We start from the raw sequence: 13,331 nt of genomic DNA on the forward strand, positions 1-13,331 counted from the left end.
CGCCGCGCGCGGCGCCCCGATCCGGCCGGCCGTCAGCGCCGCGCCGGCCCGCACCCGCCCCCCTGCCGGACGAGCCAGGCGCCGCTTCGCCGGCGCCCGGCTCGCATGGGCCGGCGGCTATGTCAAAGTTCGTCACGTCCCGCCAAAACCGGCGGTTTCCGTGCCACAATCGCCGCAGACAGTCGCCGGGGCAACCTGTCCGAATCACGCGCCGTGCCAGGCGTGCCCGATGACACGCCGGAAACCGGCTGCCGCCCTCGCGAACCAGGTCGCCCGATTCGCCCGCCGCGGCGCACCGGCGCAAATGCAACCATGACAATCCACGGCGCGCCGCTTCCAGGCCAGACGCTCGACGCGATGCCCGGACGCACGACGCCGCAGAGGAAACCAACCGGTGACGGACATCAATGAAGCCGCCTCGGGCGGCACCCGCAAGCAACGGCCGGCGGTCGGCATCTCGCTGTTTGCGCGCGACGGCCAGGCGATCTGGGAAAACGGCATCCACCAGAACATCGCGTTCCTCGCGATGATGCTCAAGCGCTCGGATCGCGTCGGCCCGGTCTACTTCCTGAACGGCGGCGACGCCAACGCGCTGCCGGCCGGCCTCGAACTCGACGGCCTCGACATTCCGCTCGTGAAACCCTCCGACGTCACGCACGAACTCGACGTCGTGATCGAAATGGGCGCGCAATTGCCGGTGGAGTGGCTCCGACACATGAAGGCGCTCGGCAAGAAAATCGCCGCGTTCTTCTGCGGGCACGTGTACGCCGGCCTGTGCGAAACCCCGATCTTCGGGAAACCGTCGGGACACGTCTTCAACGGCGCGCCGTTCGACGAGGTCTGGTTGCTGCCGCAATACGACAAGACCGCGGCGCCGATGCTGCGGACCATCCTGCGCGCGCCCGTCCACCTGATGCCGCACATCTGGTCGCCGTACTTCCTCGATCGGCGCATCGCCGCGCTCGCCGCGGAAGGCGCGACGTTCGGCTATCGGCCCGGCCGCCGCCCGTGGTACCTCGCGATGCTCGAGCCGAACATCTCGGTCGCCAAGTCCTGCCACTATCCGATGCTCGCGTGCGACGCGTTCTACCGTGCGCGTCCGGACGCGGTTCAGCACATGTTCGTCGTGAACTCGTTGCACATGAAGGAGCATCCGACCTTCGTGCACTTCGCGAACAGCCTCGATCTCGTGCGCCAGCACAAGGCGACCTTCGAGCCGCGCCTCGACCTGCCGGGCTTCATGGCGCGTCACGCGGATGCGGTCGTGTCGCACCACTGGGAAAACGGGCAGAACTATCTGTATTACGACGTGCTGTACGGCGGTTATCCGCTGATCCACAACTCGACGCTGATCGGCGACGCCGGTTATTACTACCCGGACTTCGATTCCGCCGCGGGCGGCCGTGCACTGCTCGACGCGTGGCTGCATCACGACGAACGCCTCGACGACTACCGCGCGAAGGCCGGCCGGCTGCTGCAGTCGGTCTCGATCGACAACCCCGCGAACCTCGACGCGTTCGTCTCGCGTCTGGTCGCCTGAACCGGAGAATACGCATGTCGGACTCCAATGCCCGTCAAGCGCCCGGCGAGGGCAAGCGTCTCGTCGTCGGCGTGTCGCTGTTCGTGCGCGGCGCCGGCCAGTCGCTGTGGGAAAACGGCATCTTCCAGAACTGCCTGCTGCTGATCCTGCTGCTGCGCCAGTCGCCGCTCGTCGCGGAAGCCGTGATGGTGAACGGCGGCGAACAGGTCGCCGATCCGCAGATGATGCTCGGCGAATGGGACGTGCCGCTCCTGTCGATGGATGAAGCACTGCAGCGCTGCGACGTGCTGATCGAAATGAGCGCGCAGTTCGGCGCGGATTACCTGCGCGCATTCCGCGAGCGCGGCGGCAAGGTCGTCACGATGCGGGTCGGCAACGACTACGTGATCGACATCGAACGCGCGATGTTCAACAAGCCGTCGGGTTTCCTGTTCTCGGGTGCGCCGTACGACGCCGTGTGGACGATTCCCGAATTCGAGCGCTCATGCCTGCACTATTACCAGACGGGCCTGCGCGCGCCCGTCACGATCGTTCCGCACATCTGGCACCCGATGCTGTTCGACAAGGCGCGCGCGACACTCGGTGCCGGGCTGTCGTTCGGCTATGAACCCGGCAAGCCGCGCTGGCGCGTGACGATGTTCGAGCCGAACATCTGCATGGTGAAGACGAGCGTCATCCCGATGCTGGTGGCCGAGGAAGCGTATCGCGCGAAGCCCGATTTCCTCGAGTTCGTGCGCGTATGCAACACGCTGCACCTGAAGGAACATGCGACGTTCGTCCATTTCGCGAAAAGCCTCGACATCGTGAACCACGGGATCACGACGTTCGAGAGCCGCTACGCGGTGTACGAGTTCATGGCCGCGTTCGGCGACGCGGTGGTGTCGCACACGTGGGAAAACGCGCAGAACTACCTGTACTACGAACTGTTGTACGGCGACTACCCGCTGATCCACAACTCGCCGTTCCTCGGCAAGGCCGGGTATTTCTATCCGGACTTCGACTGCCAGGCCGGCGGCCGCGCGTTGCTGAAGGCGTTCGCCGAGCACGACGCGAACCTGGAAGCGTACCGCGAGCAGTCGAAGCACGTGCTCAGCTCCGTGAGCATCTACAACCCCGAGAACGTCGCCGCCTATACGGACGCGATCGCCACCCTCTATCGCGACGCGTGACGCGCCGCCCTCTTCCGGACTCCGACATGACCGCACGCACGACCCTCACCCGCGCCAAATGGCTGATCGGCTGCGCCGTCGCATCGATCGCGATCGGCGCGCATGCGCAAGCCGACGGCGAATCGGCCGACGCGCTGCTCCGCGACTCGGACGCCGTGTTCAAGCAGCTCGACGCCGGCCAGTACAACGACGTGTGGACCGATGCCGCCGCGTTCGTGAAGGCGCGCATCAAGCAGGACCAGTTCGCGTCGGACATGCAGCGTGCGCGCCAGTCGGTCGGCGCGGTCCGTCATCGCGGCTGGGCGCAGATCACGCGCATCCGCTACACCAACGCGTCGACGACACCCGACGGGCTCTACGCGAACGTCGATTACGCGACCACGCTGACGAGCGGCGCGACCATGTTCGAGAAGCTGAGTTTTCGCCGCGAGGATGACGGCCACTGGCGCCTGACCGGCTATGTGCCGCGCTCGTCGCAAAACTATACGCCGTAACCCGCGCAACGCCCGCACCACGGAGCCGTCATGAAACTCAATGTCGCGATAACGATGAACGTGCAGCGCGACGCGACGCAGTCGATCTGGTACAACGGCGCGAACCAGCACTGCGTGTACCTGTACATGCTGCTGAAGCAGTCGCCGCTGATCGGCGAGGTCTGGCTCGCGCACGACGAAGGCGTGACCGAGTATCCGCAGGCGCTGATGATGGACGCGTTCGGCGACGCGCTGCGGCCGCTGTCTGCCGTCGTCCACCAGACCGACCTGCTGATCGAGATGAACGCGTTCATCGACTCGACGCACACCGACGCCGTGCGCCGGCGTGGCGGCAAGTGCGTGTCGTACCGCTTCGGCAACGACTACGTGATCGCGGTCGAGACGATCAACTTCGAGAAGAACCAGTGGCGGCCGAACCCGCACCGCGTGCAGTTCGACGAGATCTGGACCAACCCGCAGCACATGCATACGTGCGCCGCGTATTTCCAGGCCGTGTACCGCGCGCCGGTGATCGAGCTGCCGCACATCTGGTCGCCGTATTTCATCGAGCGCAGCCTCGACGCCGATCCCGAACTGAAGGCGCGCTTCGGTTATCGGAACCACGGCCCCGCGAAACGCATCGCATTCTTCGAGCCGAACCTGAACGTCGTGAAAAGCTCGATCGTGCCGATGCTCGCCGCCAACGCGTGTTACGTCGAGCATCCGGAGCTCGTCGAGCACGTGTACATGACCAACACGTTCGACAAGAAGGAAAACGTCGCCTTCAAGCATCTCGCGCTCGGGCTCGAGATGGTGCGCGACGGCAAGGCGACCGCCGACGTGCGCGCGCCGTTCGTCGCGTGGGCCGCGCATCACACCGACATCGTCGTGTCCCACCACTGGGAAAACGGCCTCAACTACCTGCTGTACGACGCGCTGTACGGCAACTACCCGCTCGTGCACAACTCGCCGTTCCTGCGCGACGTCGGTTATTACTATCCGGACTTCGAGATCTTCGATGCGGCGCGTGCGATCGCGACCGCCGCGCAGACGCACGACGCACGGCTCGACGAATACGCGGCCGCGGCACGCCGCTGCCTGCATCAGGTCAACACGCTCGCCGCGCACAACGTCCACGCGTATTCCGCACAGATCCAGCAGTTGTTCGCCGGCCGCGCACTCGGCTGACCTTACTTCCCCTGCTCCCGCCCATGAATCAGACCGTCCGCAATTTCGTCGTGATCGATTCGATTCACGGTCCGTTCGTCATCAACCGGCACTGCGCGTACCAGGCCGAAGCATTGATCAAGACCGGGCGGCCGCACATCCAGGATGAGCTCGACACGATCCTGAAGGTGATCGACCAGTTGCCGGACGATGCGATCGCCGTGGACGGCGGCGCGAATGCGGGGCTCGTGTGCGTGCCGATCGCCCATCGGTTGCGTGCGCGCGGCGGCCGCGTGTACGCGTTCGAGCCGCAGCGCACGCTGTTCCATGCGCTCGGCGGCACCGTCGCGCTCAACCAGCTCGACAACGTTCATCTGCTGAACATGGGGCTTGCGGGCGCCAACGGCACGATGAAGGTGCCCGACGTCGACTACGGACAGGATGCCGACTTTGGCCAGGTGTCGCTCGTCGGCGCGCACGCGGAAGGCGGTACGCCGACGCCGGTCGTCAGGCTCGACGCGCTCGGCCTGTCGCGGCTGGATTTCCTGAAGCTCGACGTCGAAGGCATGGAGATCGACGCGCTGCGCGGCGCGCGCCGCCTGATCGAGACGCACCTGCCCTGGTGCTGGGTCGAATACTGGAAAGTCGGCGAGGCGCCGATCATCGCCACCTTTGCCGGCCTCGACTACACGTTCTACCGGATGGACCCGCTGAACCTGCTTTGCGTGCCCAACGCGCGCTGGGACAGGCAGCGGCTGGTCATCTCGATCGAGCCGATCGCCGTCGCGTCGCCGGCCGACGTCGATGCGCACCCCGACGCAGCCGCCGATACCGACGCGCCTGAAACGCACTGGAACCGCGCACTCGACCATGAGTCGCGCTGCGAGTGGGGGCACGCGATCGACCGCTGGCAACGCGCGCGCGGCCGCGGGCTCGACGACGATGCGATCGCGCTGCAACTCGCGTCGTGCTACGGCTTCGCCGGGGCACCCGATGCCGGGCTCGCGGCGCTCGAACGCTTCAGCAATCCGGACGCGTTGCCCGACGCGACGCGCGGCCGCCTCGAGCTGATGCGTTCGATGCTGCTGCTGCGTGCCGGCCGGCGCGACGAAGCGGCCCGCGCCACCATCGCGAGCGAAAACATCCTGACGGCCGCGCAGTTCGGGCTGCCGACGGAGCGGCTCTACCAGGGCCAGCCGCTGCAGGGCAAGCGACTGCTGGTGCTCAGCTATGGCGGTGTCGGCGATCAGCTTCAGTACGCACGTTACCTGCATGCGCTCGACTTGCTCGGCTGCACGAGCGTGACCGTCGTCGTTCCGGACGCGCTGACGGGCCTGATGCGTCACACGTTCCCGCACATCGAATTCATCGGCGCGCACGGCGCGTGGATCGACACGTCGCAGATCGCACACGATTACTGGTGTTCGTTCCTGGTGCTCGCCGCGCAGTTCGGCTACGCGCCGGCACCCAAAGGATCGGCGGGCGCGTACCTGTCCTGCCCGCCCGCGCAGGCGGCCGCGTGGCGCGAGCGCGTGTCGCGCGACGGTCATGCCGCCGGCACGCGCCGCATCGGGCTCAACTGGCGCGGGCGCGACGACAGCGACGCGCGCTTCCATCGCGCGGCCAGCCTGCGCGACCTCGCGCCGCTGACGCGGCTGCACGGTCACGCCGCGTACTGCATCAACCGCGACCTGTCCGCGCAGTCCGAGCAATCGGACCTGCCGGTGACCTTCCCGCATCACGCGATCGGCGATTTCAGCGACCTGGCGGCGCTGATGCTCGCGCTCGACGCCGTGGTGACCACCTGCACCGCGCATGTGCACCTCGCCGGAGCGCTCGGCGTGCCGGCCGTGCTGCTGCTCAGCCCGAAAGCCGACGCGCGCTGGGAAACCGGCTCGCGCACCGCTCTCTATCCGGGCGTCCGGATCGTGCGCGCCGCGCACGTCGGCCGATGGGACGACGCGGTCGACCGCGCGATGGCGTTCGTGCTCGGCGGATTCGGGAAGGATTGACCGGTATGGCGCGCTCGGGCCGCTACACGAAAAGATGAGATCGACGCGGGCCGCGCGCATCGCATCGCGCCGCGCCGGCGCCCGCGACCGGCGTGAACAGGCGCTAGACCAGCACCCGGTCGCCGCTCTGCGCGGCGAACACACGGCCATGCCGCCGGCCCGTTCGCGCGAGCACGGCAAAGCAACGCGCCGCCGGCCGGCTGATGCCGCCGGATAACTTGACGAGGCTGTCGGACACGCCGCGCGCGATCGCAGAATCGTCGCCGCACGCGCCCGCGATGACACCCGCGTAATAGTGCCGCGCGGCCAGTTCGCGGCCGCCGGCGTCGAGCGGCGTCATCCGCTGGATGCGGCGCGCAATGGTTTTCAGTCCGTCGAGATACGGCGCGACGTCGATCGGCACTTCGGTCGATTCGGCGCCCAGCTGCCACAGCATGTCGGCCAGCTCGGCGATCGCGACGAGTTCGCGCGCACCGGCTGCCTGCGTGCCCGTTCCGCTTCCGGCCTTCGTCCCCGCCATGCCCATGCCCCTTTGCGATTCGTCCCGGCCACGCGCCGGCCACGCCCGATACCGGCGTGCGTCGTGCACGCCACCCCGCCTGTTTCCGCGCCGTCACGCGGCGGCCGGCGACCGCCATGAAAAACGGATGCCCTGCGCCCAGGCGACGCCGGCATCCACGATGATCTGCCGGTCGATCTCGCTCTCCACGCCTTCGACGACGACGTGCCGCGCACCTTCATGCGCGAACGCGATCAGCCTGCGGAACTGGTAGCGGCCGATCGCGTTGCGCTTGATCATCGACAGGATCGACCGGTCGAGCTTCACGATGTCGGGATTGCCGACCACCAGGTTGTTCAACGCGCTGAAACCCACCCCGAAATCGTCGATCGCGATGCGGCATCCGGTCTGCCGGAAGCGGTTCACGAACGAACGACCCGCGACGGGATTCAGCGGCCCCGTCTCCGTGATCTCGACCACCAGCCGCGCCGCGACCGACGGCTCGCGCTCGAGCCGCCTGAAGATGGCCAGCCACGCATCGTCGACGACCGCGCTCGCCGCCGCCACATTGCAGCCGTAGACGGCAGCCGGATCGGCGCGCAGCGCGTCGATCGTCCGGCCGACCACGAGCCGGTCGAACCATCGCATCAGCCCGAGCGCCTCGAGGCGCGGCAGGAACGCGACCGGCGGCAGCGCATCGCGCTCGCCCCACCGCAATCGCGCCAGGCATTCCTGGTACAGCACACCGCCCGACAGGTCGGCCCGGCACACGGGCTCTTGCGCGAACGCGAGCCGGCTCTCCACGAAACTGCGTACCGACGCGAGGTCGGGATGATCGTCGGGGGCGCCGAACACGAGATCGATTTCGTCACGATTCGCTTCCCGATTCGCCTCCTGGCGAGCTTCGACCGCATTCATCCGGCGCTCCGGCAAATGGCGAGCCGCCGATCGCGGCTCGACCTCAACAAACATGCGGAGCAAACCGATCATGACGTGCTCCGCCGCCTACCCGGCCCATCCTGTTATGTCGATCTTTTCCGGGGAGCGTACTTTTCGCTTCGGCGCGCCGTCAAATTCGATATTTTCAACGATATTCAGTTACTGGAATACACCACGCATGCGCAACACTGATTGTGCGACAGGTCACACTAACGCAAATTACATAAACGCGATTCGGATATTGTTTATTCCAGGCACCTAAACATTCTTGTCCGAATCAATTCCCGCGTAATCCGCATGCCTCGCAAATTCGAAAATCTTCAATTAATCAGATCAATACCGGCCCGCGAGGCAGCGCCCTCGCCCGCTGCCGGACTCGCCGTGAAGGCTGGCGGCCCGGCTTGCGCGTCGCCGCAAATCGGCTGCCGCACGTCATTCGATCATCGCAGCGCTCAATTTTCCCGTTTCAAACGGATTATTAAATTTCCAACCCGAATCAAGCCATCGTTAATCAATAATATCAATTCAAATCATATGACGATTATCGATCAAACCATTTTTAACAATCTTGAATTCTTGTTAACCTATAAAATGATTTCCGACGGACTTCCCTCGGAGCCGTCAAATTCGTGCCTTCAAAAACCGTCGAACCGATCGGGTTCGGCGGTTTCTTTTTTAACGGCATTATTTCGTCAGACATTAGGGCGGGACAATCCCGATGGCGGGCCGCGGCGCAACGTGTGCGCCGCGAGAAAAACCGGGCCTTATGCGGCCGATGCGCCGACCAGGTTCGCGAGCAGGGCGTCGTATTCGGCGATGAGCGCGGGATTCGCCGACGTATAGCGGCTCAGGATGTCGCGCTGGCGCCGCGTGTACGCTTCCCAGTCGTCATCGTGCGTATGCAGCGCGCGCAGCAGCGCATCGGCGCCCTGCTGCACGTCGTTGTCCGGATAGTAGTAGCCGAGTTCGGGCGCGAGGCTCGCGTTGTGCACGAGCGGATAGCCCTGCCAGCACACGTCGAAATAGAAATAGTTGAGCGGGTTCGACCATTGGTGCGACACGACGATATCGGTCAGGTCGGCCAGGAACAACGGCGTATCGAAGCGCCCGACGAAACTCGCCTTGCCCGCGCGCACGATGTCCAGGTAGTTCATCAGCATCACGAACTCGGGGCTGTCGTGCGCGAGGCGATCGGCGTTCGTCACGTGCGTGAAGCAGATCGCATCCGGATCGCGGCGATACGCTTCGTCGATGATCAGCATCGGATACACGCAGAACTTCACGACGTCGTGGTTCGGCTCCATCACCGTCAGCCGCTTGCCCGGCTCGCTGCGCGGCCGGTATTCGCCGCGCTCCGGCAGCGACTGCGCGCGCGCGCTCAGGAACATCGGGTCCCACACGAACGGCACGACGCGCCCGGGGCAGCGGCGCAGCGACTGCAGGAACGGCAGCGACGACGGCGCGATCTGCGGAATCGCCCACACCTCGTCGTAGCCGCGATTGATGAACAGCGAATCCCACAGCCGGCGGCCGAACAGAATCGATTCCATCGCGTTGACGTACTCGACGCCGCAGCAGTAACTGACGAGCTTCGCGCCGCGCGCCTTCAGGTAGGCCGTCTGCTCGCCGTCGATCTGCCCGCCGAGCTCGATCACCACGTCGAGCGCATCCTTCATCTCGGCGAATGCGCGCGTGTCGTACACGCTGCGATCCCACGGCAATGCATCGGTGAGCGGTACGTCGGTGGTGTTGACCAGCGTCACGCGGTAGCCATGCGGCGACGCCATCAGCAGCTTCGCGAGAAACAGCGCGTTCTGCTTGATGCCGTTGATCCACATGCTTTCGTCAGGGGCACGCAGTCCGATCGTGATACCGATGCGCAGGCCGTTCAGGACAGGGGATGTCATCGTCGGCGGGATGGGAAGTTGGATGGGGATGGAATGGATGCAGTGTAGCGCGCGAAGCGCCGCCCGCGTCAAGCGGCGCACGCCGCCGGCCACCCGGCATTCTAGCGGAGTGCCCGCCGCATACTGTCAGGGATGGTCAGCGCCCGGCCGGCAAGCGCAGATCCGCGAGACGGTTGTGCGATACTCGTGCGACCCGCCGCGCCACCGGGTTGCCGGGCGGTATCGGCATCCAGGGTGGGCAGAAAACGACTTCGCAGCAACACTGCGACATCGCTACGATCAATTTTACAAACCAGCGTTGACGGGAGGTCAAAGTGGAGCAGATCGGGTATTCGTGGCCAACCTTCGATCAACTCACGCAGTATCTGGTCAAGGCGATCAACCCGGGCAAGATCCTGGATATCGGGGCCGGGGGCGGGAAATACGGGCGCCTGCTCAGGAAGGTCGTGCCGGATTGCCGTATCACGGCGCTGGAATGTGACGAGGAGACCCATCCGTTCCTGATCGAGAACGGCTACGACGACATCATTTCCGGCGTCAGCGACACGCTGTACGAACGGTCCGGCGACTCGTACGACACGATCATCCTGGGCGATGTCATCGAGCACATGCGCCACTCCCACGGTCGCGATCTACTGGAGTTTCTCAACTATCGATCGCGATACATCATCATCTCGACCCCCGAGTGCATGCCGATGAGCAGCGCATCGTACTTCGAGAGCCACAACTCCGTGTGGCGGCCCGATTCATTCATGTGGCATGACTTCTGGGCCCATCAGCAATGCGGGATCATGCACTTCTACCTGCTCAGGGGGCACCTCGACTGGAACGCACCGCGCCTCGATTCTCTCGTGAACTCCGCCAATGCGTCGAGCCTGTTCAATACGCGCGCCAGCAACGAACGCGAGGCCGCCGACGAGAAATTGCTCCAGCCGGTCAACCTGACGCTCCATGATTCCCGGTACCTGGAAAAACTCGACGGCGATCAATACGCAGTTTTTCGCCCGATCTGATTTCGTGTACCCGACTGAAAAAGGCGCCGCGCGGCGCCTTTTTCGTTTCTGACATGCGCTCGTCGCGTGCCGGCTCGGAGCCGGCACGCATGGATTGCCGTCAGATCGCCGAGATCGTCGGCGCCACGGCGGCCGGGTCGGTGATGCTGGCCTTGCCGGTTTCGACGTGCCCCGCGATGCGGCGCGTCCAGCCTGCGTTCCCGGCCACCGCGAACTGCAGGTCGTACCAGTGGCTGCTGCACGACAGATCCCAGTGCGCTTCAACGCGCTGCCCGGCGGGAACCGTCAACGTGCGCGGTGCGCCGCCGTACGCGACATCGGTCGCCGTGACCATGAGCGTGCCGGTGCCCGCGTTGGCGATCGTCACGTACACGTCGCCGTTGGCCGTGTCGTAACACGGCGTGATTTCAGGCTTTGCGCCGGCATCCGCGGCGGCCGATCCGGCGAAGCGCCGGAAATAGCCGTTCGGCCCCCACACGCTCACCAGGTAGTTGCCGTTCGCATCGAGCGCCCACGTGTCGGTCAGCTGCTTGCCCGCCTCGACCGTGTAGCGGCGCGGCATCGCGGTGGGGTCGCCCGTATAGACCCAGAAATGCGCGCCCTGCGTGCCGGTATTCGCGAACGTAAGCGCATAGCCTTGCGCCTGGAGCTGGCCGGTCACGTGCAATTCGTACGGCAGCGCACGCGCCGGCCGCGTGCCGGGCTCCTGTGCCGTCACGACCTGCTGCGCGGTGCTGGCCGGTGCGGTCTGCGACGACGCGCGCGAACATTGCAGGTCCGCCTGCGCGACATACGCCTGCGTGCTCGGCAGGGTCGGCAGCGTCGCATCCGATTTCGAGAAGTCGAGCGCGGACGTCAGGTCGCCGCAGATCGCGCGGCGCCACGGCGAGATATTCGTTTCCATCACGCCGAAGCGCTTCTCGATGAATTGCAGCACCGACGTGTGATCGAAGACCTGAGAGCACACGAAGCCGCCCTTCGACCACGGCGAGACCACGAACATCGGCACGCGCGGGCCGAGGCCGTATGGCAGGTTGTCCGCCGTGTACGTACCCGTCTGCGTCGAGGTCACGACGTTGTGCCGCTCGAGCGACACGTCCACGGTGCTCATGCCGGAGCCCGGCAGCGTCGGTGCCGACGGCGGCACGACGTGATCGAAGAAGCCGTCGTTCTCGTCGTACATGACGAGCAGGACGGTCTTGCTCCACACGTCCGGATTCGACGTCAGCGCATCGAGAATCGTCGACAGGTAATACGCGCCGTAAAGCGGCGTGAACTTCGGATGCTCCGAATACGCGGCGGGCGGCAGCAGCCACGATACCTGCGGCAGCGCGTTCGCCTGCACGTCGGCCTTCAGTTGCGTGATCGGGCGCGTGCTCATCCCGCGCGTCTGCAGCGACGAACCGGCCGGCGCATTCACGAAGTTGTTGAAGCACGCGAGCATGTTCGTGCCGTAGTTGCCGGTGAAGTTGTCGAACCCGGTGCCCTGCTGGTAGACCTGCCACGAGATGCCCGCTTTCTCGAGGCGCTCCGGATAAGTCGTCCAGCTGAAGGGCGGCAACTGGATCTTGTCGAACTGGTTGTCGATGTAGTCGGTGTTGTCGAGCAGCGGGCCGCCGCCCGTGCCGAGCGGGTCGACCATGCCCGTCATCAGGTACATGCGGTTCGGGTGCGTGTTGCCCGGGATCGAGCAGAAGTAGTTGTCGCACACGGTGAACGCATCCGCGAGCGCGTAATGGAACGGGATGTCGTCGCGGACGTGGTAGCCCATCGTCATGTTGGACTTCTGCACCGCCCACTGGTCGGCACGGCCGTTGTCGATCGCGCCGTGCGTCGTCGCCCACGTATGCGGCAGGCCGCCGATGCACTGCGCGTTGACGCCCGGGTTGGTCGTGTCGTAGCGGAACGGCGCGATCACGCTCGTCTTGTCCTCCTGCCGCGGCTGGAACCACACCGGCTTGCCGTTCGGCAGCGTGACCGGGAAGCGGTCGTTGTAGCCGCGCACGCCGCTCAGGTGACCGAGGTAGTGGTCGAACGAGCGGTTTTCCTGCATGAACACGACGATGTGCTGCACATCCTGGATCGTGCCCGTCACGGTATTCGGCTCGATCGCCAGCGCCTTGCGGATCGATTCGGGAAGCAGTGCGGTGGCGGCGGTCGCGCCGGCGAGGCCGGCGGAGAACTTCAGAAAATCGCGTCGCGAATGGGTGGCCATGCTGGTTGCTCTTGATTGGATTTCTGGTGGAAACAGCCGGGATCAGGAAGCGGGCGAGGAAGCAGGCGCGGTGAAACCGGGCGGGCAGTGCATCTGCGCGGTGGCGACCACGCCGCCGCCGCATGCGGCCTTCTGCTGCGCCACAGGTGCGGCGGGTGCGGTCAGGTCGTCGTTGCAGGCACCGAGGAGTGCGGTCAGCGCGATCAGGCCAACGACCGCGAAAGGCCGTAGGGCCGACTTTCGCATAACGTCTCTCCGTGGATGTGATGACTTGACACAGGCGCGGGTGCGCACCGGTCGTGTCGACGGCGAGATGCTAATTATCACGTGTTACACGACGGTGTCGTGCAAGGAGGCGCGCCGCGTGCACGCAAGGGGCGCACCTGTCGCGGCGGAG

Annotated in this window: 12 protein-coding genes; 7 read left to right on the forward strand and 5 right to left on the reverse strand. The window is 65.5% G+C overall.

All coding sequences use genetic code 11. From position 1 onward, the window contains the following. Positions 1-394: 394 nt before the first annotated feature. Genes AB3K92_RS20920 through AB3K92_RS20940 form a run of 5 tightly spaced genes read left to right on the forward strand, consistent with a single transcriptional unit; the run spans position 395 to position 6,361 of the window. On the forward strand, positions 395-1,540 hold the full coding sequence (locus tag AB3K92_RS20920) for a DUF2827 domain-containing protein (RefSeq protein WP_048025465.1): 1,146 nt from the start codon (positions 395-397) through the stop codon (positions 1,538-1,540). A 14-nt stretch (positions 1,541-1,554) separates the two neighbouring features. Next, complete coding sequence (locus AB3K92_RS20925; RefSeq protein WP_048025464.1) at positions 1,555-2,709, forward strand: DUF2827 domain-containing protein; 1,155 nt, start codon at positions 1,555-1,557, stop codon at positions 2,707-2,709. 26 nt (positions 2,710-2,735) lie between these two features. Continuing rightward, the gene (locus AB3K92_RS20930) at positions 2,736-3,203 is read left to right on the forward strand and encodes a DUF4019 domain-containing protein (protein WP_021163030.1); all 468 of its coding nucleotides are present in this window, start codon (positions 2,736-2,738) and stop codon (positions 3,201-3,203) included. A gap of 30 nt (positions 3,204-3,233) precedes the next feature. Beyond that, positions 3,234-4,370 (forward strand): DUF2827 family protein, encoded by a 1,137-nt coding sequence (locus AB3K92_RS20935; RefSeq protein WP_369465736.1) that lies wholly within the window; start codon positions 3,234-3,236, stop codon positions 4,368-4,370. 23 nt (positions 4,371-4,393) lie between these two features. Continuing rightward, positions 4,394-6,361, forward strand: coding sequence for an FkbM family methyltransferase (locus AB3K92_RS20940; RefSeq protein ID WP_369465737.1), 1,968 nt, complete (start codon positions 4,394-4,396; stop codon positions 6,359-6,361). Between the two features lie 103 nt (positions 6,362-6,464). Here the strand turns inward: AB3K92_RS20940 and AB3K92_RS20945 are convergent, their stop codons facing one another. Both AB3K92_RS20945 and AB3K92_RS20950 read right to left on the reverse strand, forming a co-directional pair. Then, positions 6,465-6,881, reverse strand: coding sequence for a hypothetical protein (locus AB3K92_RS20945; protein WP_048025461.1), 417 nt, complete (start codon positions 6,879-6,881; stop codon positions 6,465-6,467). 93 nt (positions 6,882-6,974) lie between these two features. Beyond that, the gene (locus AB3K92_RS20950; protein WP_027790583.1) at positions 6,975-7,778 is read right to left on the reverse strand and encodes an EAL domain-containing protein; all 804 of its coding nucleotides are present in this window, start codon (positions 7,776-7,778) and stop codon (positions 6,975-6,977) included. Here AB3K92_RS20950 and AB3K92_RS20955 point away from each other — a divergent pair. Further along, positions 7,692-7,991: a hypothetical protein gene (locus AB3K92_RS20955; protein ID WP_162175308.1), complete on the forward strand. Its 300-nt coding sequence runs from the start codon at positions 7,692-7,694 to the stop codon at positions 7,989-7,991. The genes AB3K92_RS20950 and AB3K92_RS20955 overlap by 87 nt on opposite strands. A gap of 572 nt (positions 7,992-8,563) precedes the next feature. Here AB3K92_RS20955 and AB3K92_RS20960 read toward each other — a convergent pair. Beyond that, positions 8,564-9,706 (reverse strand): DUF2827 domain-containing protein, encoded by a 1,143-nt coding sequence (locus tag AB3K92_RS20960; protein WP_042977538.1) that lies wholly within the window; start codon positions 9,704-9,706, stop codon positions 8,564-8,566. A gap of 314 nt (positions 9,707-10,020) precedes the next feature. Here AB3K92_RS20960 and AB3K92_RS20965 point away from each other — a divergent pair, with 314 nt between their 5' ends. Continuing rightward, positions 10,021-10,719, forward strand: a complete 699-nt coding sequence (locus AB3K92_RS20965; RefSeq protein ID WP_193094632.1) for a bifunctional 2-polyprenyl-6-hydroxyphenol methylase/3-demethylubiquinol 3-O-methyltransferase UbiG — start codon at positions 10,021-10,023, stop codon at positions 10,717-10,719. A 100-nt stretch (positions 10,720-10,819) separates the two neighbouring features. Here AB3K92_RS20965 and AB3K92_RS20970 read toward each other — a convergent pair whose 3' ends face one another. Then, positions 10,820-12,934: a phosphocholine-specific phospholipase C gene (locus AB3K92_RS20970; protein ID WP_060125095.1), complete on the reverse strand. Its 2,115-nt coding sequence runs from the start codon at positions 12,932-12,934 to the stop codon at positions 10,820-10,822. A 42-nt stretch (positions 12,935-12,976) separates the two neighbouring features. After that, positions 12,977-13,180, reverse strand: coding sequence for a hypothetical protein (locus AB3K92_RS20975; protein WP_021163021.1), 204 nt, complete (start codon positions 13,178-13,180; stop codon positions 12,977-12,979). Positions 13,181-13,331: the final 151 nt, after the last annotated feature.

It is taken from the genome of Burkholderia sp. Bmkn7, from assembly GCF_041103175.1.
GTDB classification, from domain to species: domain Bacteria; phylum Pseudomonadota; class Gammaproteobacteria; order Burkholderiales; family Burkholderiaceae; genus Burkholderia; species Burkholderia cepacia.